The sequence below is a fragment of the Corallococcus sp. CA049B genome (assembly GCF_003611685.1).
Classification (GTDB): Bacteria; Myxococcota; Myxococcia; order Myxococcales; family Myxococcaceae; genus Corallococcus; species Corallococcus coralloides.
Genome location: NZ_RAWC01000003.1, coordinates 19,234 through 41,263, shown reverse-complemented (window position 1 = coordinate 41,263; position 22,030 = coordinate 19,234). Strand labels below are relative to the sequence as shown.

General features: G+C 68.9%; 24 protein-coding genes. 9 read left to right on the top strand and 15 right to left on the bottom strand.

The window, feature by feature from the left end:
* Position 1: 1 nt before the first annotated feature.
* Positions 2-1,714: a hypothetical protein gene (locus tag D7W82_RS01190; RefSeq protein WP_147439170.1), complete on the bottom strand. Its 1,713-nt coding sequence runs from the start codon at positions 1,712-1,714 to the stop codon at positions 2-4.
* Between the two features lie 297 nt (positions 1,715-2,011).
* Entirely contained in the window at positions 2,012-2,563 is a 552-nt protein-coding gene (locus D7W82_RS01185) for a TetR/AcrR family transcriptional regulator (protein ID WP_120616543.1), read from the bottom strand.
* Positions 2,564-2,668: 105 nt separating this feature from the next.
* Here D7W82_RS01185 and D7W82_RS01180 point away from each other — a divergent pair, with 105 nt between their 5' ends.
* Entirely contained in the window at positions 2,669-3,583 is a 915-nt protein-coding gene (locus D7W82_RS01180; RefSeq protein WP_120616542.1) for an NmrA family NAD(P)-binding protein, read from the top strand.
* A 167-nt stretch (positions 3,584-3,750) separates the two neighbouring features.
* Positions 3,751-5,019, top strand: a complete 1,269-nt coding sequence (locus D7W82_RS01175; protein WP_233587220.1) for an SBBP repeat-containing protein — start codon at positions 3,751-3,753, stop codon at positions 5,017-5,019.
* Between the two features lie 67 nt (positions 5,020-5,086).
* Here D7W82_RS01175 and D7W82_RS01170 read toward each other — a convergent pair whose 3' ends face one another.
* Both D7W82_RS01170 and D7W82_RS01165 read right to left on the bottom strand, forming a co-directional pair.
* Positions 5,087-6,109, bottom strand: coding sequence for a deoxyhypusine synthase family protein (locus D7W82_RS01170; RefSeq protein WP_120616540.1), 1,023 nt, complete (start codon positions 6,107-6,109; stop codon positions 5,087-5,089).
* 300 nt (positions 6,110-6,409) lie between these two features.
* On the bottom strand, positions 6,410-7,570 hold the full coding sequence (locus D7W82_RS01165) for a hypothetical protein (RefSeq protein WP_120616539.1): 1,161 nt from the start codon (positions 7,568-7,570) through the stop codon (positions 6,410-6,412).
* Positions 7,571-7,956: 386 nt separating this feature from the next.
* Between D7W82_RS01165 and D7W82_RS42130 the strand changes: the two genes are divergently transcribed.
* A complete protein-coding gene (locus D7W82_RS42130) occupies positions 7,957-8,082 on the top strand; it encodes a hypothetical protein (protein WP_255417079.1) in 126 nt (41 codons plus the stop codon).
* An 89-nt stretch (positions 8,083-8,171) separates the two neighbouring features.
* Here the strand turns inward: D7W82_RS42130 and D7W82_RS42125 are convergent, their stop codons facing one another.
* Positions 8,172-8,297, bottom strand: coding sequence for a hypothetical protein (locus D7W82_RS42125; RefSeq protein ID WP_255417080.1), 126 nt, complete (start codon positions 8,295-8,297; stop codon positions 8,172-8,174).
* Positions 8,298-8,312: 15 nt separating this feature from the next.
* Here D7W82_RS42125 and D7W82_RS01155 point away from each other — a divergent pair, with 15 nt between their 5' ends.
* Entirely contained in the window at positions 8,313-8,798 is a 486-nt protein-coding gene (locus D7W82_RS01155) for an NlpC/P60 family protein (protein ID WP_233587230.1), read from the top strand.
* 15 nt (positions 8,799-8,813) lie between these two features.
* On the opposite strand, the gene D7W82_RS01150 is transcribed toward D7W82_RS01155, so the two are convergent.
* Entirely contained in the window at positions 8,814-9,542 is a 729-nt protein-coding gene (locus D7W82_RS01150; protein ID WP_233587219.1) for an AraC family transcriptional regulator, read from the bottom strand.
* A 165-nt stretch (positions 9,543-9,707) separates the two neighbouring features.
* On the opposite strand from D7W82_RS01150, the gene D7W82_RS01145 reads away from it, so the two are divergent.
* Positions 9,708-10,469: an SDR family oxidoreductase gene (locus D7W82_RS01145; RefSeq protein ID WP_120616537.1), complete on the top strand. Its 762-nt coding sequence runs from the start codon at positions 9,708-9,710 to the stop codon at positions 10,467-10,469.
* Positions 10,470-10,493: 24 nt separating this feature from the next.
* On the opposite strand, the gene D7W82_RS01140 is transcribed toward D7W82_RS01145, so the two are convergent.
* The 7 genes from D7W82_RS01140 to D7W82_RS01110 all read right to left on the bottom strand — a co-directional run bounded on the left by D7W82_RS01140 (position 10,494) and on the right by D7W82_RS01110 (position 14,011).
* Positions 10,494-10,931, bottom strand: coding sequence for a hypothetical protein (locus D7W82_RS01140; RefSeq protein WP_120616536.1), 438 nt, complete (start codon positions 10,929-10,931; stop codon positions 10,494-10,496).
* Between the two features lie 11 nt (positions 10,932-10,942).
* Positions 10,943-11,437: a hypothetical protein gene (locus D7W82_RS01135; protein WP_120616535.1), complete on the bottom strand. Its 495-nt coding sequence runs from the start codon at positions 11,435-11,437 to the stop codon at positions 10,943-10,945.
* A gap of 50 nt (positions 11,438-11,487) precedes the next feature.
* Positions 11,488-11,922, bottom strand: a complete 435-nt coding sequence (locus D7W82_RS01130; protein WP_120616534.1) for a DUF1801 domain-containing protein — start codon at positions 11,920-11,922, stop codon at positions 11,488-11,490.
* The gene (locus D7W82_RS01125; RefSeq protein ID WP_120616533.1) at positions 11,919-12,335 is read right to left on the bottom strand and encodes a DoxX family protein; all 417 of its coding nucleotides are present in this window, start codon (positions 12,333-12,335) and stop codon (positions 11,919-11,921) included. The genes D7W82_RS01130 and D7W82_RS01125 overlap by 4 nt, the downstream gene beginning before the upstream one ends.
* A 12-nt stretch (positions 12,336-12,347) precedes the next feature.
* A complete protein-coding gene (locus tag D7W82_RS01120; protein WP_120616532.1) occupies positions 12,348-12,914 on the bottom strand; it encodes an SRPBCC family protein in 567 nt (188 codons plus the stop codon).
* Positions 12,911-13,249 (bottom strand): helix-turn-helix transcriptional regulator, encoded by a 339-nt coding sequence (locus D7W82_RS01115; RefSeq protein WP_120616531.1) that lies wholly within the window; start codon positions 13,247-13,249, stop codon positions 12,911-12,913. The genes D7W82_RS01120 and D7W82_RS01115 overlap by 4 nt, the downstream gene beginning before the upstream one ends.
* Positions 13,250-13,405: 156 nt before the next feature.
* On the bottom strand, positions 13,406-14,011 hold the full coding sequence (locus D7W82_RS01110; RefSeq protein WP_120616530.1) for a glutathione S-transferase family protein: 606 nt from the start codon (positions 14,009-14,011) through the stop codon (positions 13,406-13,408).
* A 122-nt stretch (positions 14,012-14,133) separates the two neighbouring features.
* Here D7W82_RS01110 and D7W82_RS01105 point away from each other — a divergent pair, with 122 nt between their 5' ends.
* Complete coding sequence (locus tag D7W82_RS01105) at positions 14,134-15,009, top strand: LysR family transcriptional regulator (protein WP_233587218.1); 876 nt, start codon at positions 14,134-14,136, stop codon at positions 15,007-15,009.
* A 263-nt stretch (positions 15,010-15,272) separates the two neighbouring features.
* Here D7W82_RS01105 and D7W82_RS01100 read toward each other — a convergent pair whose 3' ends face one another.
* Complete coding sequence (locus tag D7W82_RS01100; protein WP_120616528.1) at positions 15,273-17,387, bottom strand: WD40 repeat domain-containing protein; 2,115 nt, start codon at positions 17,385-17,387, stop codon at positions 15,273-15,275.
* 70 nt (positions 17,388-17,457) lie between these two features.
* On the opposite strand from D7W82_RS01100, the gene D7W82_RS01095 reads away from it, so the two are divergent.
* The 3 genes from D7W82_RS01095 to D7W82_RS01085 all read left to right on the top strand — a co-directional run bounded on the left by D7W82_RS01095 (position 17,458) and on the right by D7W82_RS01085 (position 21,286).
* Positions 17,458-18,645 (top strand): SGNH/GDSL hydrolase family protein, encoded by a 1,188-nt coding sequence (locus tag D7W82_RS01095; RefSeq protein ID WP_233587217.1) that lies wholly within the window; start codon positions 17,458-17,460, stop codon positions 18,643-18,645.
* A 204-nt stretch (positions 18,646-18,849) separates the two neighbouring features.
* On the top strand, positions 18,850-19,671 hold the full coding sequence (locus tag D7W82_RS01090) for a YdiY family protein (RefSeq protein WP_120616526.1): 822 nt from the start codon (positions 18,850-18,852) through the stop codon (positions 19,669-19,671).
* A 25-nt stretch (positions 19,672-19,696) separates the two neighbouring features.
* The gene (locus tag D7W82_RS01085; RefSeq protein WP_120616525.1) at positions 19,697-21,286 is read left to right on the top strand and encodes an AbgT family transporter; all 1,590 of its coding nucleotides are present in this window, start codon (positions 19,697-19,699) and stop codon (positions 21,284-21,286) included.
* A gap of 59 nt (positions 21,287-21,345) precedes the next feature.
* On the opposite strand, the gene D7W82_RS01080 is transcribed toward D7W82_RS01085, so the two are convergent.
* A complete protein-coding gene (locus tag D7W82_RS01080; protein ID WP_120616524.1) occupies positions 21,346-21,909 on the bottom strand; it encodes a hypothetical protein in 564 nt (187 codons plus the stop codon).
* Between the last annotated feature and the right edge of the window lie 121 nt (positions 21,910-22,030).

Below are 22,030 nucleotides of genomic sequence, written 5' to 3'. Positions count from 1 at the left end.
GTCATTCCCCTTCTACTGAGCCCGAGGACCCCAGCGCCCCGATGTAGTCCATCAAGGGGATCTGAAGCCCCACCACCACTCCGAACTGGTTGTTCAATTGGTCGGAGGCAAAGAGGTACGAAGCATTCAGCGAAACATCCACCAGCTTGTAGATGTTGACGGACACGCCGGCCAGGCCGAGCACTCCCTTTCCGGTACTCTCCTCCAGCACAAACTGGTTGAGGATTCCGGAGGCGGCCAGATGCGGTCCGATGAGCAGCCGCCCCCCGCCAGTAGACCAGCGGTACCCCACTCCCACTTCCTCGTAGACCAGGGGCCGCAAGTCGGAAGCTCCCTTCAGCCCAGGGAGAGCCAGGTAACCCACGCCCACCGTGGCGCGAAGGTACAAACCGTCGCGCCGGGTGTCGATATAGCGGGCCACCATCCGGCTGCCGAGTGAGGTGACATCGAGGCGGACACCGATTCGCGTATTGGTATCCTCGCGAATGACGTGCGGCAATTCATCGAAGAGCGCGTCCACCACGGGTTTGACAGTCGTGGAAGAGGAGTATTTCGGTGCTGACTCAAGTGCCCGCTTGACCCCGCCAAGTATCTCCAGCACCTCTCCGCGCCGCAGCTGCCCCCCGTCCACGAGGCGCCGCAGGGGCAGCAGGGCTGCCTCCATGGGATAGCCGACGATGGCGTTCTTCAGCAGCACCCGGCTCCGCTCAATGGTCGCCACGAGTGCATCGAGCTTGGGTGAAGCAGTTTCGCCAAAGTGCTTGTTCGCAGCCAGAAGGCCGGACGCGGTAAGCGTGGCCCGGAATGCACGCAGGCTCTTCTGGCATGCAGAACCCGGCGCGGGCGCCACCCCCACGAGCGCGTCCGCATAGCGCGACAGACCGGCCAGGTCCACGGTGGAGAGCGAGGACAGGTCGACCTCATCGCTGGCCTCGGCGAACCCGGCCACGTTGCTGCAATCCGTAGCCAGTGCATTCGCGTGGTTGAGTACATCCTGAAACAGGAGCTTGGCCGGATGCTCCTTGAGCCTGCTCAGCGGAAGTCCAACGAGGGCCGTGTCGATCATCACCGCGATGCCGTTGCTATAGGCCTTGCACTTGTCCTGCAGGTTCGAGTCGCCAGAGAACTTGCCGTCGGCGAAAGGGAATCCCAGGACCTTGAGGCGGGCAGACTGACTCAGGCCCTCATAGGCAGCTTCGATGCGCGCGTTGCAGAGCTTGCCCTCCTGATCTCCGGCGCAGGCGCATCCCTGTGCATCCGGCACGAGCACCGACAAGGCGATTGCCGCGGATGAGCGGGACAGGGACGAGAGGAGGTTCTGGGCTTGCGTTTCGGAATCAGCGAGTTCGACGATCAAGGCGGCGACGGCGTCGAGGACATCGCCCACTGCGGGGTTCTCGGAGGGGATGACACCTCGGAAGGCATCCCGCAGGACTTCGGCCTGAACGCGCCCGAGCCGTTGCCTCACCAATCGGCTGACAACGACCGTGTCTATCGGCTGGCGTGCCGCCGTCGCGTTGAGGTTTTCGTATCCAGCAAAGGTCTGCAGTGTTTGAGCGAACACCCCTGCATCCGCTGCGTTGGCGGTGGGTGTATCCGCCGCCGCCGCGAGTGCGGCAATGGCGGAGGGAGGCCCTGCGTCCGGAGACTCATCGGCGAGTGCCCCGGTCCCGATCAGAAAAGACACAATCGCAGCAAGCGCGTAGATTTTCATGCTCCCCCCTGGCGAGAGCCTCACCTGACTCCCACAGTTGTAGTTTGATTCGCTTACCGTATCCAATGATGACATTGAATGGCGGCGGCCTGGTAGTGGAGTCGTCAGCGACTCCAGGCTGAGACGTGTACGAGAGGAAGAGGATTTCTCTCCAAAGCCAGAATTGAGAACAAAGATGGGGCTCCCGGCCCCTTGTCTTTGCCCCCAGCTCCAGTTGTCACCGATGTCGAGGAGCGCGCCGTTGCATGGCGCTTCGGCCGTCGCGGTGCGTGGCCTGGAGCAGCCCTGGCGATGCGCTCAGCGCCGGATGCCAGCGAGCGCGAGGCGCAGTACCCGGCGCGCGGTGGTCGGATCGTTTTCGTTCGCGACGGCGATGGCGTTCGACAGCAGCACCAGGTCCTCCGCCGTGGCGCCCGGTTGAAGCGCCCCCACGGCTGACGCCCGCGCCACCAGCGCCTTCACCACGTTGAGCAGCATGTCGGTGCAGCAGATGTCTTCGGCGGAGAGGCCCTCCGGGCCGGCCAGCAGCGCGGCGGCGAGCCCGCGATGGGTCGCGGTGTAGACCGTCACCTCCTCCAGCCAGTCCGCCAACTCGGCGGCGGGCGCCTTGCCCGGCTGCGCGGCGGCCCGTGCACAGAGCTGCGCGACGCCATCCCGAAAGACTGTCTCCAGCAGCGCCTGCCGCGACGGGAAGTGCCGGTGCAGCGTCGCCGAGCCCACCCCTGCCTGCCGGGCGATCTCCTCGAGCGACACCTGCGCGCCCTCCCTGGCGACCAGCTCCGCGGCGACTTCGACAATCCGCTCCCGGTTGCGTCGCCCATCCGCGCGCAACCGCTTCACCTGCTCCACGGCGCACTCCCCTTCACAAGACCCTTCTCTTTGACAAACGGGGGCCCCCTCCGTATTTAACACGGGCATAAACGGTGGGGTCCCCCACTTACCAAGGAGCCGCCGATGAGCCGCAGCGATGTCGTCCTCGTCACCGCCGCCACAGGACGCCAGGGTGGCGCCACCGCCCGGGCCTTGCTGGCCGAGGGCCGCACGAAGGTGCGCGTCCTGGTGCGCAATCCGGAGACGGCGAACGCCCGGGCCCTCGCGGCGGCTGGCGCGGAGGTGGTCGTCGGGGACCTGGACGACCCGGCGTCGTTGCGCGCCGCCTGCGCCGGGACGCGGGCGGTCTTCTCCATGCAGTCCCCCATCGTCACCGCGACCGGCATCGACTTCAGCAAGGAGCGTCAGCAAGGGAGGAACCTCGTCGAGGCCGCGCTCACCGAGGGCGTCGGGGCGTTCGTGCACACCGCGACGTCCGGCGTCGGCGCCCACCGCGACGTCGAGGGCTGGGCGGAGGGGCGCTGGAAGTTCCACGAGGAGTACTGGGAGAACAAGCTGGCCACGTGCGACCTCGTCCGCACCGCGGGCTTCCAGCACTGGACCGTCATCCTGCCCGCCACCTTCATGGACCACCCGATGTTGGATCCCGCCGGCTTCGTCGACGGGCGCCGGTTGCTCACGGTCGTCAGGGCCGACAAGCCCATCGGGCTGATCGCACCCGAGGACATCGGGAAGGCGGCCGCGGCGGCGATCAACGACCCCGCGAGGTTCCATGGCGTGACGCTGGAGCTCGCGGGTGACGTGCTCACGCTCCCCCAAATCACCGAGGTCCTCTCGCGCGTCGACGGCAAGGAGTACGTCGCCTGGTCCTCCACGATTGAAGAGGCCGTCGCGGCCGGCCTGCATCCGGGCGTGGCGCAAGGCATGACGTACATGAACGTCGCCCCGCTGCTGGCACGGCCCGAAATCGCGCGCGCCTACGGCCTTTCGCCCATGAGCTTCGAGGCCTGGGTACGTCAGCGTCGCGAGATGACCTGACGCGTCGACAGCTCACGTCCTCGCTCAAGTCAGACACGGTCGCATGCGTGTCTTTCTCTACCCATCTTCCGCGCGCTCGATTCTCGTGGTCTTGCAAGGATGCCGTGTCGTCAGACTTCCCCCCATGACGCCGCGGCGCTGTCCCCCACTGAGAAATGGAGCTCGTGATGAAACACCTTCTCTTGAGCATGTTCGGGTTCGCGGGCGTCGTCGGCGCCGCGGGCATCCCCTCCGTCGCCGCGGCCCAGGTTCCGGCCCCGTCCTGGGTGGCGCAGCTCGGCGCCAACCTGGATGAGCAGGCCAACGCCGTGGCCGTGTCGGGCGCGAGCGTCTACGTGGTGGGTCAGACGACCAGCCAGCTCGGCGCCGACCCGAAGGTTGGTGGCCAGGACGCGTTCATTGCCCGGTACGACACCGCCGGCAACCTCCAGTGGGTCCGCCAGCTGGGCACCCCCGGGGCGGACCGCGCCACCGCCGTGGCCACCGACGCGGATGGCAATGCGTACGTCGCCGGCACCACCTACGGCGGCTTCGACTTCTATACCAATGCGGGCGGCTTCGACTTCTTCATCGCCAAGTATGACGCCGCCGGCAACCGCCTGTGGTTGCGCCAGAACGGCACGCAGATGGATGACTTCGCCACCGGCATCGCCATCGGCGCGGACGACACCCTCTACGTCACCGGCTACACCGGCGGCAGCTTCGCCAACGGCGGCAACCCCAACAACTACGACATCATCGCCGGGCTCTATGACACGGCGGGCAACCCGTACTGGCTCCAGCAGTACGGCACCTCCGCGGGCGACACGGCGCGCGGCATCGCCGTCACGCCGGGCCATGAGGTCTACATCGTCGGGAACACCTTCGGCAGCCTCGACGGCACCACCCCGGCGGTGAGCAGCGACATCTTCCTGCTCAAGCTCAACATCCTCGGCGTCCAGCAGTGGGTCCGGCAGGTTGACGCGGGCGACCTGGATGACGCCAAGGGCGTCGCCGTGGGTCCGGACGGTGGCGTCTACCTCGTTGGCGAGACGTTCGGCAGCCTGGACGGCAACGCCAACAACGGCACCATCGACGTGCTGCTCGCCCGCTACGACAGCGCCGGCAACCGCGACTGGAGCCGCATGCTCGGAGGCGGGCAGCCCGACTACGCGTTCGGCGTCGCCGTCAGCCCGGACAACGTCGTGCAGGTGGCCGGCTACACCGCCGGGCTGGACGGCATCGCGTCCGCGGGCGCCTCCGATGCCTTCCTCACCCGCTACGACGCGCTCGGCACGAAGCTGGGCAGCCGGCTCCTGGGCACCTCGCGCCAGGACATCGCCCGCGGCGTGGCCGTGGACGCCTCCGGCAATGCCTACGTCGCCGGACAGACCGGCGGAAGCCTCGGCGGCAACACCAGCGCTGGCGGCAATGACGCCTTCCTCGCCCGCTTCTAAGCGAGGCCCCTGATGAAACCCGGGCAGGGCCCAACGTGTTCCGGGCCCTGCCGCGGTTCGCGCGTGACTAGCGCCGGTGCTTCGCGATGAGCGCGTTCGCCGCCTCCGGATTGCCCTGGCACTCCAGCAGCGCGCGGAGCATCAGCGGGACGACGATGGTGGCGTCCGACTCGATGACGAACATCGGCGTCGTCTCCGTCAGCTTGTCCCAGGTGATCTTCTCGTTGGGCGTGGCGCCCGAGTACGAGCCGTAGGACGTCGTCGAGTCGCTGATCTGGCAGAAGTAGGCCCACGGCTTCACGGGCTTCTGCAGGTCGTACTTCGTGGACGGCACGACGCAGATGGGGAAGTCACCGGCGATGCCGCCGCCAATCTGGAAGAAGCCGACGCCCTGGCCCGCGGACAGCTCCTCGTAGCGGTCGTAGAAGTCGGCCATGTACTCGATGCCGGACTTGACGATGCTCGCGCTGCTGTCGCCCGTCTTCACGTAGGACGCGAAGATGTTCCCGAACGTCGAGTCCTCGTAGCCCGGGACGACGATGGGCAGCTTGCGCTTCGCCGCCTCCATCAGCCAGCAGGCCTCCGGGTCGCCCTCGTACGCGGAGGGCTCCAGCACCTGGATGAGCTCGTAGAAGTACTCGTGCCAGAAGCGGCGCTCGCCCTTCGCGGAGGCGTTCTTCCACATGGGGACGACGATCTTCTCCACCGCCCGGAACGCCTCGTCCTCGGGGATGCTCGTGTCGGTGACCCGGCGCATCCGCTGCTCGAGGATGCGCGTGTCATCCTGCTTGGTGAAGTAGCGGTACTCGGGGAAGTCCTTGTACGCCGTGTGCGCGACGAGCCGGAAGAGCGACTCCTCCAGGTTGGCGCCCGTCACGGACAGGCCGTGAATCAGGCCCGAGCGGATGGCGGGCGCGAGCGTGATGCCGAGCTGCGCGGACGACATCGCGCCCGCGACGCTCCAGAACATCCGGCCGCCGCTCGACACGTGCTCCCAGTAGGACAGGAGCGCGTCGCGCGTCGCGCGGGCGTTGAAGTTCTTGTAGTTCGTGAGGATGAACTCGAGGACGGGCAGTTCGGACGTGGACATGGGGGCCTCCAGAGACAACGGGGTCATGACCCGGGAGGCGCCAGCCGGCGAATGCCACCCGAGGACACCCTACGGTCGCGACGGAACGTCGCACCGCCATCGGAGCGTCAAGTGGCTGCCGGCTGGGTACCACGGCAGGGGGCTCGCGGCTACGACATCGACGCGGGCAGCGGCCAGGCGGTTCGCCATGTACCGCGCGGGCCACGTTCCGAGCGCCTTTCTGGAGGGCCAAGGAGTCCTCCAGGAACGCCCGCATCTTCTGGATGAACCTGGGGCTCGTCAGCGGCTGACGAGGACAGGTCACTCCCTGCCGAAGGCCTTGGCGAAGAGCTTCTCGATGCCCGACTTCTCGGGCTCGATGGCGATCGCGGGCGCGGGCACGCCCATCGCGGTGCCGAGGCCGGGGCGCAGGCCCGAGGCGATGCCCGGCTTGATGTGGTGACGCAGGTCCACCGCCACGTCCGACTTCACGTGGGTGCCCACGCCCATGGCCGTGTTCACGTCCGCGGACTGCTTGAGGAAGCCATTCTCCAGGCCGAACTTGCCGCCGGCCTGGGCCGAAGCGCCCGCCACCGCGCCGGCGGTGACCGAGCCGTGCACCCGGCCCACGTGCCCGCCCGCCGTGCCGTACACGCCCGCCGTGGCGCCCGCGCCCACCTGACCGGAGACCATCGCCGTGGCCGTCCTCGGGTCGAGGGTGGCCACGCCCTCGGCGTAGGCGGAGGCGCCGGCCTTCGCCTCACCCTTCACGTAGCCGCCCACGTGCCGGTTGAAGTCGTGGTTCGCGCTCGCCGTGACGCCCACGCCCGTCTCCGCCTTGGCCGTCAGCGCGGCGGTGTAGGCGTGCGAGCCCGTGTCGGCCGACACACCCGCCTGGGCCTGCGCCTTGAAGGAGTTGGCCTCGCCGGTGACCTGCGCGCTCGACACGCCCATCCGGCCCGCGTGCGACTTCTGCCAGTCGAAGGAGGCGTTGGGCCCCTGGACCTCGGCCTGGGCCGAGTAGTGGTGCACGCCACCGCCGCTGTGGCTGGTGGTGGAGGCCTGCATCGAACCCATGTTGCCGCTCAGCCGGCCGCCGCCGAAGGTGTCCTTCTGGTAGGGCGTGGCCGGCTTGTCGATGAACATGGTCTGCTTCGCGGCCGCGGGCGCCGTGAGCTTGTTGTCACCGCCGCTCACCGACACATCCGTGCCTGAGTTCAGCGACCACGGGCTGTAGGACGGCTGTCCTTCGGGAGCCCCCGCGTGCTTCGGCGGCGTCGCCGTGTTCGCGGCGGGCGTCGTCGCCGTGGGCTTCGTGGCCGTCACGGCCGGCGTCGTCGCCGTGGGCTTCGTGGCAGTGGGCTTCGTGGCCGTCGTCGGCGCGGGCAGCGTCGACGCGCGCGCCGGCGGCTTGGGCTTGGACGCCGTGGAGGTCGGGAGGGTGGAGGAGCGGGACAGGGACGAACCAATGCGACGGGCCATGGGAGGAACCTCAGGAGTACGTCGAAGGGGGAGCAGAACAGCGATGCCTTCCCCTACTGCACCCGTCATGCCGGGCCCTGGCCGAACGGTGTGGCCCGTGATTCCAAGGGGTTGGAGGGCGCGACGTCCCTGGTGGAGCCAGAGACCTGGTGACTGCCGTCACCAGTGCCAGGACAGCCGTCATCACTCCCGCTTCGCGCACCGGGCCCCGCCTCTTTTGCAGTGGCGCGTCAAAGCCAGCTCAATCCCTACCATGCGGGTACAGCCCTTTTCCTTCAGCTTCGCGGGCGGCACGTTCACCCGCGTGCCTGGCAACAGCGGGCCTTCGTCGGATGCAATTGTCGGAGCGCTGTCGGCCTCGGGCGGCGGGCCGCTGGGTCACCCGGATGGGCGCCCGGCGCGCCATCGTGTACGCCTTCGAGGACAACCCGGCGTCCGTCGCCCTCTATCAGTCCTCCGGCTTCACCGTGGTGGACCGCAACCTGGGCCACAGCGAACCTCCTGCGAAATAGCGCCCGCGGAGCGTTCGTTCTTCCGATAGGAGAGCAACCGACCCTCGAGCGGGAGCAGAACCCATGAGCAGACTGGCCTTCCCCTCTCCTCATCCGTGGCGCATGCGGGCGCTCTCGCTCGCGGTGATGGGGGCCGCGGCCAGCCTCTCAGCCTGCGCCGCGCCGTCCGCGCTCGCGGTGTCTCCGTCCGGGGTGCCGGCGTTCAGCGAAGACATGCTGACGCCCGAGTTCTGGATCCGCCGCGCGCCGTCTCCCGATGCCGTGCGGCTCGATTCAAGTTCCTCGGCGAGCGCTACGGCTGGGGGCACCAGTTCAATGCGCGCGACTGCAGCGGACTGACCAGCGAGGTGTACCGCAGCATGGGGCTGGTGCTGCCGCCCAACTCCGGGATGCAGGGGAAGAGCGCGGCGCTGAACCACCGCCTCTTCACGGCGAAGGACTCACACGCCGAGCGGGTGAGCGCGCTGGAGCAGGCGGAGGTGGGCGACCTGGTCGTCGTCCCCGGCCATGTGCTGATGATCATCGGCCACGTGAATGGGGAGCCCTACGTCATCCAGGATGTCCCCTACGCCGTGTTCAAGGACCCGGAGACCCAGCAGGTCCGCAAGACGAAGCTGAACCAGGTGTCGGTCACCCCGCTGCTGCCGCTGTACGCCGACGACACGACCCTCTACGTGGACGCGATGACGAGCCTGGTGCACGTCACCCGGCCATAGGCGCATCGGACGCGGCTACGCCGGGAGGCTCCACTCCGGCCGAGTGCTCGCGTACCGCGCCGGCGTCGTTCCGACGATGCGCCGGAAGTGGCGGTTCAGCTGACTCTGGTCATAGAACCCGACGCGCGCCGCGACCTCCGCCGCCCGGAGGCCGCGCTGGAGCAGCTCCTTCGCCCGCGCGATGCGCAGATGCGTGAGGTACGCGTGCGGCGGCATCCCCACCTGGGCGCGGAACGCGCGGCAGAGATGGAACTTGTCGTAGCCGGCATGGTCCGCCAGGTCATCCAGCGTGATGGCGTCCCCCACCCGCTCGCGGAGGTACGCCATCGCCCGCCGCACCGGCCGCGTGTGGTCCGGCGTGGCGCCCCTCAAGACCGTGAACGCCTCCACGGCTTCGACCACCGCGACCTCCAGCGTGAGGCGCTCCGCGCCAGCGGCGACCGCATCGTGGAGACGCTGGAAGGAAAGGCCCCGCTCGTCGCCGGGCTTGAAGTGGGGATGCGCGACGACCTTCCCCTCATGGCGGATGCGCTCGATGTCGCGCTCGGGCAGCACGACGGCCTGGTAGGTCATCGTCCCGTCGTGCGCGACGTCGCGATGCACGTCGCCTGGCTGCTTCAGGTGGATCGCGCCGGGCCCGCCAGTCCAGACCCGGCCACGCCCCCACCACTCGCTGCGCCCGCGCTCGATGCGCATGGACGCGTGGAATTCCTTCATGCCGACGCGAAGCAGGTCGGTCGTCATGCGCACGGCCCGCAGGCCAGGGACCGAGACCGGGATCGCGTCGATGGTGAACATCCCCTCAGTGTATAAGGAGCTCTGGCGGCCCTGGCTTGGCGTTTCTTGGCACGAAATCTCCGCCAAGAAGCGCCAAGCGCGCGTGTCACCCGCCCCCGTATCTCCCCGGGCATGCACGACAAACAAGTCGCCCTCGTCACCGGGGCCAACAAGGGAATCGGACTGCGGATCGCCAAGGACCTCGCCGCGCACGGCTTCACGGTGCTCGTCGGCTCACGTGACCTCGCCCGTGGCGAGGCGGCGGCGAAGACCCTCGCCGGTGACGCCCGCGCGCTCGCGCTCGACGTCACGGACGCGAAGTCGATCTCCGCCGCGGCGGAGCGCATCCGCCAGGAGCTGGGGCGCCTGGACGTGCTCGTGAACAACGCGGGCATCGCCCGTTCGGGCAGGCAGGCGAACAATCCAGGCCAGCCGCTGGCGGAGCGCGCGAAGGCGGGCCGTGCGACCGTCGCGCCGCTCGACGAGTTCCGCACGGTGTTCGAGACGAACGTGTTCGGCGTGATCGCCGTCACGCAAGCGATGCTTCCGCTCCTCCGGGAGGCTCCGGCGGGGCGCATCGTCAACGTCTCGAGCGGCGTCGGCTCGCTCACGAACAACTCGAACCCGGCGAACCCGTACCGCGCGATGTACGGCGTCTACTCGTCGTCGAAGTCGGCCCTCAATGCGATCACACTCGCCTTCGCCCTGGACCTGGAGTCGACCCGCATCAAGGTGAACGCGGTGTGCCCGGGCTTCACCGCCACGGACCTCAACAACTTCCAGGGCACCCGCACCGTCGAGCAGGCCGCGCGCGCGCCCGTGCGCATGGCGCTCCTCGGACCGGACGGCCCCACGGGCACCTACTCGGACGACCAGGGCGTCATCCCCTGGTGATGCCGGGCTCCCCAACCACGCCCGCTACAGGGGACGCAGGGAAGCCCTGTCGATATCCACGGAGTCCTCGTCACCGCCCGGCGACGCTTCGCTGGCCCGGAAGCGCTTGCCGTCGGGGGTGATGAGGAACCAGGAGGTGGCGACCGCCGGGTCGTCCGCGGGGGGCGAGACCAGGACCTCTTCGCCGAGCAGGGCCGCGACCCGGGCGGCCACCTCCACCGAAGTGAGCCCGACTGCGCCGCGAGTGCGCGAGGCATCGATGTAGAGCGTCACATCCGTGCGGAAACCGGAGGACCGGAGCGCGGTCTCCACGAGCACCGCCGCGTCCGCGGGGCCATCCACGTCGAAGCGCGTCACACCTTCGGGAGGAAGACCGAGCGCGCTGCCGATGCTCTCGAAGAGGCGTCCTTCACCCACGGCCCCCCGCGCGATGAACCCGACAACCTGTCTTTCCGGCGGCATGTCTCTTCCTCTCAACCTGCTTTGTAGGCCGTGAGCGCGGCCTTCCGGTCGCTCGGCGACGTCCCCATCTTGTCCAGGATCTCCTTGGCTCGCGGGGTGTCGTCGAACTTGTTGTAGACACCCAAGGCCTTGAAGGCCGAGCGGTTCAACTCATGGAACCCGGAGCCTCGGATGGGGTACAGCGTACCATTGTCGTGGGCCCCATAGGTCCGGCCGTTGAGCGTCCAGGTCACGCTCCCCGACTCACGGCCCTTCTTGGCCTTGCCGTCGTTGATCCCCTTCACGTCCCGGCTGACGTCGACCCGCGTTTCAACGACCGTGTTCTTGTCCTTGGCGACGGAGGACTGGTCGACCTTCCGGATGTAGTGCCGGTCCGCGGGCCGGGACGTGGGCTTGTCAGGCTTCTCCGCCCAGGCGGACGGCGCGAGGAGCAGGACACCGAGCGCCATCAGCACGGTGGCCAGGGGCAACGGGATGAAAGACTTCAGGACAGCGGGACGAAGCATCGGAGGCTCTCCTGCGGAGGGGATGCGGCCGTCCGGTAAGCCTCTCACAGTTACTTCGCCGGTTGCTTGCGCTTCGCGCGCGAAGCCTTGGGCTTGTTGCTCTTGCTCTCCAGGTTGAGCGCCACCGCGGCGCGGATGAGCGCCTTGAAGGCCGCTTCGTTGAGCTTGTCGCCTTCGTGGATGTCGATGGCGCGCCGGACGTTCCCGTCGAGGCTGGAGTTGAAGAGCCCTGACGGGTCATTCAACGCGGCCCCCTTGATGAACGTCAGCTTCACGGCGGCCTTGTACGACTCCCCCGTGCAGATGATGCCGTCATGGGACCAGACGGGGGTCCCCATCCACTTCCACTCCTCGACGACCTCGGGGTCCGCCGCGTGGATGAGCGCACGCACCTTCGCGAGCGTCTTTCCACGCCAGTCTCCCAGGTCCTGGATCCGCTGGTCGATCAACGCGGACGCGGACTCCGTCGCGACGGCCTTCTTCATGCCCGTCCTCCCTTCAGGTTGCGCCAGCAGACGTAGGAGCCCACCCAGAGCACGCTGGTGAACGCCGCGAAGGCCCACGCCTCCGGGCCGTCTCCCACCGCGAAGTGGGCGATGAGCGCCGAGACGAGATTGATGGCGAAGCCGGCGTAGGCCCACTCCTTGAGCCGCCCCGGCACCGGCGCGAGCAGCACCAGCACTCCGAGGACCTTGGCCCACGCCAGTTCCACGCGGAAGTAGCCGGGGAAGCCGAGGCGGGTGAACCCGTCCGCCGCGTCCCGCAGGTTCAACTGCGCGTAGGCGGTGAAGCCCATCTCCAGGCAGAAGAGCACGGTGGCGATCCAGAAGACGACGGTCACGGCTTTGGGGGACGTCCTGGCGGCGACGAGCGCCGGCTTCGGCAGGGTCGATTCCATGGCGCTGCTCCTTCACTGCTTCGAGGTGTTGGCCTTCCAGGTGGGGCTCTGCACCCCGAACTGCTCCGCGTACTCGGAGTTCAAGCGCTGCCAGTCGTACTGCATCGCATCCGGCCCCACGATGCGTCCCAGGGGGTCGCCCGAGAGGAGCTGGTCGAGGACGTCGAAGCAGATGTGCCAGCCCGCGGCGCCCCACGAGATGAAGCCGCGGTCGATGTTGTGCCAGAGCGTGAGCCGGGTGCCGTTGGCGCCCGTCGGCTCCAGCTCCCAGCGCAGGTCCTGCTGCCCCCAGCTGTACTCGAGCAGCTTGGGCGGCTCCGCCCGCTTCACGGTGGTCTCGGCGACCATGGGCGTCGGCGCACCGGCCGTGGAGAGCTTCACCGGTCCCACGCTGGCCATGTTCCGGTCCGCGTCGAACGGCGCCCACTGGGCCAGGTGCGCGGGGTCGGTCAACGCCTGCCACACCTTCGCCGGGGGATGACGCAGGTCCCGGACGAGGACGAGCGTCCACTTCTCGCCTTCCTTCTGGACCCTGGCTCCGGCCGCGGGGCCGGGCGTGTACTTCGCACGGTGGCTCATCGCTTCTTTCCCTTCTTGGGTTCGGGTTCCTGGTCCATCCGGTCGAGATGGCGCTCGAGCGCGTCCACGTGGGCCGCCCAGAAGCGCCGGAATGGCGCGAGCCATTCATCGACCTCCATGAGCGGCTCGGGCCGGATGCGATAGACGCGCCGTTGAGCGTCGACGCGCGACTCCACGAAGCCGGCGTCGCGCAGCACGCGCAGGTGCTTGGACACCGACGTCTGGGGCATCCGCAGCTGGTGCTCGATTTCGCCGACGGAGTGCTCCGACGCCGCCAGCAGGCTGAGGATGGCCCGGCGGTTCGGCTCCGCGATGATCGCGAACGATGATTCCATGCCCCATATATGCCCACGACTTCATATACCCGTCAAGGCATATACGAACCCTGACGGAGCCGGATGCAGGCCGCCCCCGGCGGGCTGGCACTCAAGGGATGCGCTGCCTCCAGAGCCGGCCGAAGGCGCTCGCCGCGGCGAAGACCTGGTAGCGGTTCACCCAGCAACGGCCCTGCGCACCGCGGGGCGTTGCGAGTGACGCCGGACGTACGCCACCAGCTCCGGATGCCCGCCGAGCAGCATCAGCGTGTTCGCGAGGTGGAGGATGGAAGCCATCACCACGTCGGCGGCGGTGAAGGACTCCCCTACGAGGAACTCACGGCCGCCGAGTCCCCTCTGGATGAGGTCGAGAGCAGCCGTGAGCCGGGCCCTGAGCTTCGCGGCCTCCCCTTCCGAGACTTCGCGCGCGCCTGGTGACTGCGCGTCCCGGTAGAACTCCATCACCACGGGGTCGAGGCTCAACTCGGCGAAGGCCATCCAGCCGTAATACGGACCGCGCTCCCTGCTCCCCACCGGCGGCGCCAGGTGCTTCTCCGGGAACCGGTCGGCCAGGTGCAGACAGATGGCCAGGGACTCGAGCAGCGTGACGTCCCCGTCCACCAGGGCGGGGAGATCTCCCAGCGGATGCACCGCCAGGTACTCAGGGGTGGTGTTCTCCTGCCGGGCAAGGTCGAGCCTGACCAGCTCGTACGGCACGCCGAGCTCCTCCAGCAGCCAGCGGGGACGGACCGCCCGGGTCCGGGGGGCGAAATAGAGCTTCATGGGTGGCGCTCCTGAACGTTGCGTGAGGCCTCACCATGCGGCCGCCGGAGCGCCCGGACAATGCGGCCCCGGGCGAACTCATTGTCAGGTTAATCTTGACGGCCATGATTCCACCGGCCGATATGCTCCTCTTCGCGACCGTCGTCCGCGAGGAGAGCTTCACCCGCGCGGCGCTCAAGCTCGGCATCACCAAGCAGACCGTCAGCGAGCGCATCCGTCATCTGGAGGAGCGGCTGGGCGTGCGGCTCCTCGAGCGGACCACCCGGCGCCTGCGCGTCACCGGGGCCGGCGTGACGTACTCCGAGCGCTGCGCCGCCATCGCCGCGCTCATCGAGGAAGCGAACAGCGAGGTGCAGCAGGGAAAGGCGGATCCCACCGGACTGATCCGGGTCTCCTCGCCAGTGCTCTACGGCCGGCGCTACCTCACCCCTGTCGTCTCGAAGTTCCTCGGCCGCTATCCCCAGGCGCGGGTGGAGCTGGTGTTGGCGGACCGCCGTGTCCACCTCATCGAAGAGGGCTTCGACGTCGCCATCCACATCGGCCCGCTCAATGATTCATCGCTCGTGGCGCGGAAGCTGGGAGAGGGCGCGGTCCGCTTCGTGGCGAGCCCCCGCTTCCTGTCGAAGCACGGCATCCCGGACGCCAGGGAGCTTGGCTCCGCGCGCTGCATTGGCTTCAGCGCGTTCGAGACGTGGGAGGCAGGGGGCGTGAAGTCCCGGATCGATCCGGTCCTGATGGTGAATGACAGCGAGCTCGCGTGCGAGGCGGCCATCGCCGGGGTCGGCATCGCGCGGGTGCCGGAGATCCTCTGCCAGGAGGCCATCCGCGACGGCCGGCTGAAGGTCCTCTTCGGCCCCAAGCCGGCGATGCTTCGGCCCATCCACATCGTCTATCCCAGCCGGTCGAACCTTCCTCCCAAGGTCCGGCTCTTCGTGGATGCCCTGGCCACGCTGGCTGAGCCGACGCCGTCGAAGTCCCGTGGCCGGAAGCGGAAGTGAGGCTCACCGGGGCGCGGTCATGAAGAGCTCTCCCAGCAGGGCCACGACCAGAGGACTCCGGGGTGCAGCGAACGGGACGACGGCCCCCCCGCCAGGGGGCATGTATTCCCGCGGGAGCTCGCTCCGCCATGGCCGCTCCCCGTCCCTCCTCCCCCGCCCGGCGCGCGGGCAGCTACCTGGAGCCCAGCCGCTTCGACACCGTCGGGCCTCGCCGACGTGTCCCGCCTCTACTTCGGCTGGGGCTTCGGCGTGGGCACCTGGCATCAGCCTTCCGGCGTCTCGAGCGGCACCGCCGGTCCAATCCAGAGGATGTCCCGGAACGACAGGAGCCGCTCCCGGTACGAGCCGATGGGGGCGCGTGGGTGGAGGAGGATGCCCTCGTCGGAGACCTCGAGCAGGGCCCCGAGGGCGTACCACGTCCCGTATTGCGTCTGGCGCAGCAGCACCCCCTTGCCGAGATACGGCGTCAGGTTGGCGCGGTTGATGGCGGGACCGTGCGTGAACACGGGTTCGGCCTTGTAATGATTCAGGGGCCGCGTGGGGGCCTGGTATTGCCTCAGGAATCCCCACTTCCCGTGCCGGGCGTCCCGCGCCGCCAGCGTCTCGCCTTCGGGCACGGGGACGTGCCGCTCCTCGAACGCGGCCTCCGCCAGGGGCTCGACGGGCCACGGGGCCTCGTCCACCCAACGCGCGTGCCGGGTCCCCTCGGCCCAGCGCCAGGGCCAGGCATGGCGCCCCCCCACGGAGAACATCAGCCGGGGCTCGAGCTTCTCCCGCGAGCCCGGGGGACACACCACGGTGCCGTCCGGCTGCGCTCGCGTGAAGTCCCAGCCGCGCTCGGTCGGGATGAAGCGCGCGACCTCGTCCGGCCAGGGGTTCCAGTCGCTCGGGGGCGGCACGCGGCCCGGCTCCAGCTCCAACGAGGAGCGGAAGCGCAGCTGCCCGGTGTTCACGTCCCAGAAGGCGATGGCATGGGGCCCCGTTCCCACGAGCGTGTCGTCCGCGCCCCAGACCAGCCCGTCGATGCCGCTGGCGCCCTCGAGCCGACGGAGCATCTTGGCCGAGGACCCCACCTTCCACAGCTCGACCGTTCCTCCCTCATCCCGCAGCAGGCATGCGCCCATGGAGCCATCCGGCGACCAGGCCCAGCGGCCCAGGTCGCCGCTCCTGGAAGCCAGCCCGAACGAACGGCGCTTCAGGTTCACCTGACACAGGCGCTTGCCGCCCTCGAAGATGAGGACCTGGGGGAACTCGTAGTTGTTGATGAGCACCGCCAGACGCCGGCCGTCGCGGGACCAGACATACTCCTCGACCGCGTGAACGCGCAGCTCGGCGTCCCTGCTCAGGTCGGACACCGCGCGGCCGGTGTGCCCGTTGGCGAGCCGGGGCAGCTCCTCCCCGTAGGCCAGGCGCGCGCCGTCCGGAGAGAAGGCCACCGGCAGCGTCAGCGCATCGAAGCGGTACTCGAGGTCGCCGCTCCGCACGTCGATGGAGGAGGCGGACGGATGGGGTTCCTGCGCGGTGCTGGCGTTCGCTTCGAGCACGAACTCGTCTTTGCAATAGCCCTGGATGCGTGAGCCGTCCGGGCTCCAGCGCACCCAGGTATGCGGACGCGACTTCGAAGGCTGTCCGTCCAGCCGGGCCGGGCACCAGCGAATGCCTTCACTGTCCTCGTTGACCCGGGCGCCCTCCCGGAACGGGACGATGCAGCCCAGCGCGCCATCAGGCCCGGGGGTGGAGATGAACAACCGGGTTTCATCCGGAGACCAGCACCACGCCGGCAGGTGCCCCGTGTTCTCCACGTGCTTGGGATTGATGACAGCCCCCCCCGGCGGCGAGCCCCAGCGCCGGGTGACGTCGGCGGTGAAGGAAGGCAGCGTCCCAGCGAAGGCCCGCATCACGCCGATGACCACCTGGCCCAGGATGACGCCGAGCCATTCTCCCGACGGCGACCACTGGAGGCAGGAGGGCTCCCGCGTCGAGCCGACCAGCGTCGTCTCGAAGCCGACGGCGTCGACCACGCGCCCCGTGGCCAGCTCCCAGATGCGCACGTCTCCCCCGTGCGATTCATCGAGGCGGTTGCTCGCGATGGCGAGGTGGCGTCCATCCGGGCTGAGCGCGAAGCAGCGCTGCATGCCGATGTAGCGCGGGGTCTCCACGAGCCGCGCCCCCGCGGCCAGGACCTTGTCGGAGAAGCGCCGGTGGACCTCCGTGAGGCCGCGCTCGCGCTCGAGCCGGAGCAAGCGTTCGCGCAGCGGCGGAAGGTCCCGGCCGGGCTCGAAGTTTCCGAAGTCGGCCTGCTCCAACAGCGCTTCGAGCTCCGCGTCGGAGCATTGGGCCAGCGAGGTGAGGGTCGCGAAGGGTCCTGGCATCGTCATGGAATCACTCCTTCGACCCACGATACTGCATCCTCGGCGGCGTCCCTCTTGTGTGTAGGCTGGGCACCGCGTGACCGAGCGCTCCCTCATCGCTGGCGTCTGCCTGGGCCTGGGCCTGTCGCTGACCGCGTGCAGGCGCCCCTCTCCCACTCCGGAAGGCCCTTCCATGACCTGGGTGAGCATTCCCGCCACCGACGCGCGGGTGCGGTACGTGGGCCGCACGTACCGCTCCGATACGGGCATCGTCTTCTCCCATCCGGGCGTGACGGTGCGCGCGCGCTTCTGGGGAGACGCCGTGCGGATCCGGCTCGAGGACGCGGGCCTGGGTGGCGACGTGGGGACCAACCACTTCGACGTCTCCGTGGACGGGGCAGCGCCCACGCTGCTCGCGGTGCATCCCGGTCAGGGCAGCCACCTGCTCGCCAGTGGACTCCCCGTGGGCCTGCACACGGTGGAGCTCTTCAAGCGCACCGAGTCCCTGGTGGGCGCCAGCACGCTCCTGGCGCTGGAGGTCCATGGCGAGCTCCGGGAGCCGCCCCTCCGGCACACGGGGCTCAAGCTGGAGTTCATCGGGGACTCCATCACCTGTGGCTACGGCACCGACGCCACCTTCGTTCCGGCGACTGCCTCCTCCAAGGTGCCTGGCTTCACGTCGAAGCACCAGAATCCCAGAAACGCCTATGGCTGGCTCACGGCCCAGCGCCTGGGCGCGGAGGCCGTGTTCGTCTGCTATTCGGGCCACGGCGTGTACCGCAACCTGGACCTGTCCACGTCCGGGTTGATCCCCGCCCTCTACGAGCGCGCCGTCCCGGACCACCCCGCCGCCTGGGACTTCTCCCACGATTCGCCGGATGTGATTGTCCTCAACGCCGGCACCAACGACACGTTCGCGGGCGCGGGCACCGCCGCGTTCCTCCCGGACGAAGCGGCCTTCAAGGCCGCCTACCGTAGCTTCCTGGAGCGGCTCCGCGCGCTGCATCCCCGCGCGCACATCGTCTGCACGCTGGGCAGCATGACGGATGGCTTCAAGCGGAAGGAACAGCAGGGCGTGGTGACGTCCGTGCACGTCGGCGATTGGATTTCCCAGCTCGTGGCGGAGCGCCAGCGCCTGGGCGACGCCCGGGTCCACCGCCACGTGATGGCCATGCAGAACCCCTTCGCTGACGGCGTCGGCGAAGACTGGCATCCCTCCGCCGCCACGCACCAGAAGATGGCGGAGTCGCTGAGCCGGTTCATCCAGGACGTCGTGCGCCCCTGAGCCAGGGCCCGCGAAACAAATCCCTCATCACATCCTGACGGGCAGAGGCACGAGGGTGCCTTCCCCTGGCATGCCCGCCTGTGATTGCCGTACGCGCGGTGCGTGTCGAAGGTTGCGTGGAACGCGAGAAGGCCTTCGAGCACCACCGAGCCCGCCCCTCCCCCATCGCCGGGGCATGCAGGCTCCTCCTTCCCCAGGGCACGTATGAGTCCACTCCTCATCCTCTTCGCGGCCCTGGCCCAGACGCCCTCGCCTCCTCCCGAAGCGGAGGAGGACTCCTCACCGGCTTCCGTCGCGGCGGCAGCCGAGGACGAGGACGAGGAGGAAGGGCCCTGGACGGGCACGGCGGGGCTCGGCGCGTCCTTCTTCACCGGCAACGCCCGCACCTTCACCATCACGGGCGATGCGATGGCGGAGTACGAGTCCCCGGTATGGGCGCTCACCCTGGAGGCGGATGGCGCCTATGGCAACGCGGCCACCGAGGACGAGGAGGAGCGGGAGGTCACGGCCCTGACGCTCGGCGGCTGGGCGCGCGGCGACTACCGCTTCACGCGCCTGCTCAGCGCCTACACCTTCCTGGGCGTGGAGACGGACCACCCCGCCAGCCTGGAGCTGCGCACCGAGGTGGAGCTGGGAGCCGGCTTCACGCTCCTGGAGCGCAAGAAGAAGGCGAAGGAGCTCTTCCTGCGCACGTACCTGGGCGCGGGCTACGCCAAGGACCGCCGGTTCCAGTACACCCCCACGCGCGAGAACCTGCCGGATGTGACGCAGTGGTCGCCCGCGGTGGGCCTGGCGTTCCGCTATGACATCAACGAGTACGTGTACCTGCGCGAGGACGCCGTGCTGCTGCCGGACATCTTCGGCGACACGCGCATCCTGCTGGACTCCACCACGAAGCTGTCCGTGGACCTGACGGACCGCTTCGCGCTCACCACGTACTTCGAACTGCAACACGACAGCGCCCCCGCGGCGGGCAAGGTCCGGACGGATACCTCGCTCACCGTGGGGGCCGAGCTGGAGCTCTGAGGGATTGGAAAGGAGCAGCACTCCCATGGCCAAAGCGGCTCATTTCGACGACATCCAGGTCCCGGGCGAGACGAAGAAGAAACAGCGCACGCCGCCGAAGAAGAAGGGCATGGAGCGGGTGCTCGACGCCATCGAGCGGGTGGGCAACAAGGTCCCCCACCCCGCGGTCATCTTCGTCGCGCTGATTGCCCTCGTGATGGTGCTCTCCCACCTCTTCTACTGGCTGGGCGCGAGCGTCACCTACGAGACCATCAACCCGGAGACCCACAAGCTGGAGGAGACGACCACCGCCGCGAAGAGCCTGCTGACGGGCGAGGGCCTGCGCTTCATGTTCGCGGGCGTCGTCCAGCACTTCATGGACTTCAACGCGGTGGGCGTCATCATCGTCGCCATGCTGGGCGTGGGCGTCGCGGACGCGGCGGGCCTGGTGGGCGCGCTCATCCGCAAGCTGGTGGCGGTCGCTCCGGCCCGGCTCCTCACGTACATCCTGGTGTTCGTGGGCATCCTGTCGAGCATCGCCGCGGATGCCGGCTACCTGGTGCTGATTCCCCTGGCGGCGGCCGCCTACCTCACCGTGGGCAGGCATCCGCTCGCGGGCCTGGCGGCCTCGTTCGCGGGTGTCGCCGCGGTCTTCACCGTCAACATCCTCATCAAACCGCTGGACGGCATCCTGACGGAGATCACCAACGACGCCATCCACATCATGGCGCCGGACCGCTCCATCGACCTGACGGCGAACTTCTGGTTCTCCGTCGCGTCGGTGGTGATGCTGACCATCGTCGTGTCGCTCATCAGCGACAGGATCATCGAACCCCGGCTGGGTGCGTACCAGGGGGAGAAGCCGGCCACGACGGGCGCGAAGCTGTCCCCGGAGGAGTCGCGGGGGTTGAAGTTCGCGTTCTGGGGGCTCGTGGGCGTGCTGGTGTTCTTCGGCCTGCTGGCGCTGCCCCCGGGGGCTCCGCTGCGCAATCCGGAGACGGGGGCGCTCATCGGGGACTCGCCGTTCATGAACGGCCTCATCGTCGCCATCACCGTGCTGTTCCTGGTGACGGGGGCCGCCTACGGCGTCGGCGCCGGGACGCTCAAGAACAGCGTGGACGTCATCAAGGCCATGGAGAAGGCGGTCGCCGGGCTGGGCGGCCTCATCTTCCTCTTGTTCATCATCAGCCAGTTCATCGCCCTGTTCACCTACACGAACATGGCGACCATCGCGGCCGTGAAGGTGGGGGATGCCCTGGAGCACGCGGGCCTGGGCGCGCTGCCGCTGCTCGTCGGGTTCGTGCTGGTGGTCGCCGTCCTGGACCTCATCATGACGGGCGCCATCCCGAAGTGGGCCATCTTCGCGCCCGTGTTCGTGCCGCTCCTGATGCGGCTGAACGTGGACCCGGAGGCCGTGCTCGCCGCGTACCGCGTGGGTGACGGTCCGTTCAATGCCATCTCACCGTTGAACGCCTACTTCGCGCTCATCGTCACCTTCGCGCAGAAGTACCAGAAGGACGCGGGCGTGGGGACGGTGGTGGCCTTGATGCTGCCGTACGTCATCGTGGTCTTCGCCGTGTGGATTGCCCTGCTGGTAGCGTGGCAGGTGCTGGGGCTGCCCTGGGGACTCGGGTAGGCGCGGGAGAGCGCCTCGCGGTGCAGGAGGCGTTCTCCCGTCACCCGGGCGCGCCGCCCTCAGCGCCGCGAGTCGCGCCGGGCTTGGGTCCGGCGGCCCCGGGCCGAGGCGTGGGACTGACGCTTGAGGGAGGCAAAGCGCTCCTGCTTCAGGGCCCCGCCCTGCTTCTTGCGGGACGCCTTCCGTGAGACGGGGGCCTTCGCGGTGCGGCCGGCGGCGCGCGTCCGGCGCGCGGGCTTGCGTCCTCCCGTGGCCGCGCGCGTCGTCTTCCGGATGCCGCTCGGACGGCTCGCGGCGCGGGTGCGGACCTGCGCCTTGCGCTCGAGCAGGGCGAGCCGCTTCTCGAAGCGCTCCAGGGTGAGGGCGAAGTACTCGGCCTTGCGGAGGGTGTTGCGGTCGCCCTCGGCGCGGCGGGAGCGGGACGGCACCTCCTTGCGGAGCGCCTCCCTGCGCTGCCGCTGCGCCTGGTCCTGGTACTTCTCCATCAGGCGGCGCGCTCTCAGGATGCGTCCGCGCAGCTCCCGTGGCGACAGCTCCGCCAGGTTGCGTGGGGCGCTGGACAGGACGAGCTGGGCTTCGCGCTCGGTGAGCAATGACATCCGCTTCGACGGCAGTGTGCGCATGGGCTTCCCCCCTCATGGGATTGCGTGGCGGAACATCCACACCTCCCATCCGCCGGCAAACCGCTCCCGGAGGCAGGGGCGAGTGAGCTTCTGGATGTTGCACCCTCCTGGCGCCGTGGCC

Excerpts from the sequence above, each read along its gene's own strand:
- D7W82_RS01190 (WP_147439170.1), bottom strand. The coding sequence starts at position 1,714 with ATGAAAATCTACGCGCTTGCTGCGATTGTGTCTTTTCTGATCGGGACC.
- D7W82_RS01180 (WP_120616542.1), top strand. The coding sequence starts at position 2,669 with ATGAGCCGCAGCGATGTCGTCCTCGTCACCGCCGCCACAGGACGCCAG.
- D7W82_RS01175 (WP_233587220.1), top strand. The coding sequence starts at position 3,751 with ATGAAACACCTTCTCTTGAGCATGTTCGGGTTCGCGGGCGTCGTCGGC.
- D7W82_RS01170 (WP_120616540.1), bottom strand. The coding sequence starts at position 6,109 with ATGTCCACGTCCGAACTGCCCGTCCTCGAGTTCATCCTCACGAACTAC.
- D7W82_RS01165 (WP_120616539.1), bottom strand. The coding sequence starts at position 7,570 with ATGGCCCGTCGCATTGGTTCGTCCCTGTCCCGCTCCTCCACCCTCCCG.
- D7W82_RS42130 (WP_255417079.1), top strand. The coding sequence starts at position 7,957 with ATGGGCGCCCGGCGCGCCATCGTGTACGCCTTCGAGGACAACCCGGCG.
- D7W82_RS42125 (WP_255417080.1), bottom strand. The coding sequence starts at position 8,297 with ATGTCTTCGCTGAACGCCGGCACCCCGGACGGAGACACCGCGAGCGCG.
- D7W82_RS01150 (WP_233587219.1), bottom strand. The coding sequence starts at position 9,542 with ATGACGACCGACCTGCTTCGCGTCGGCATGAAGGAATTCCACGCGTCC.
- D7W82_RS01145 (WP_120616537.1), top strand. The coding sequence starts at position 9,708 with ATGCACGACAAACAAGTCGCCCTCGTCACCGGGGCCAACAAGGGAATC.
- D7W82_RS01140 (WP_120616536.1), bottom strand. The coding sequence starts at position 10,931 with ATGCCGCCGGAAAGACAGGTTGTCGGGTTCATCGCGCGGGGGGCCGTG.
- D7W82_RS01135 (WP_120616535.1), bottom strand. The coding sequence starts at position 11,437 with ATGCTTCGTCCCGCTGTCCTGAAGTCTTTCATCCCGTTGCCCCTGGCC.
- D7W82_RS01130 (WP_120616534.1), bottom strand. The coding sequence starts at position 11,922 with ATGAAGAAGGCCGTCGCGACGGAGTCCGCGTCCGCGTTGATCGACCAG.
- D7W82_RS01125 (WP_120616533.1), bottom strand. The coding sequence starts at position 12,335 with ATGGAATCGACCCTGCCGAAGCCGGCGCTCGTCGCCGCCAGGACGTCC.
- D7W82_RS01120 (WP_120616532.1), bottom strand. The coding sequence starts at position 12,914 with ATGAGCCACCGTGCGAAGTACACGCCCGGCCCCGCGGCCGGAGCCAGG.
- D7W82_RS01115 (WP_120616531.1), bottom strand. The coding sequence starts at position 13,249 with ATGGAATCATCGTTCGCGATCATCGCGGAGCCGAACCGCCGGGCCATC.
- D7W82_RS01110 (WP_120616530.1), bottom strand. The coding sequence starts at position 14,011 with ATGAAGCTCTATTTCGCCCCCCGGACCCGGGCGGTCCGTCCCCGCTGG.
- D7W82_RS01105 (WP_233587218.1), top strand. The coding sequence starts at position 14,134 with ATGCTCCTCTTCGCGACCGTCGTCCGCGAGGAGAGCTTCACCCGCGCG.
- D7W82_RS01100 (WP_120616528.1), bottom strand. The coding sequence starts at position 17,387 with ATGACGATGCCAGGACCCTTCGCGACCCTCACCTCGCTGGCCCAATGC.
- D7W82_RS01090 (WP_120616526.1), top strand. The coding sequence starts at position 18,850 with ATGAGTCCACTCCTCATCCTCTTCGCGGCCCTGGCCCAGACGCCCTCG.
- D7W82_RS01085 (WP_120616525.1), top strand. The coding sequence starts at position 19,697 with ATGGCCAAAGCGGCTCATTTCGACGACATCCAGGTCCCGGGCGAGACG.
- D7W82_RS01080 (WP_120616524.1), bottom strand. The coding sequence starts at position 21,909 with ATGCGCACACTGCCGTCGAAGCGGATGTCATTGCTCACCGAGCGCGAA.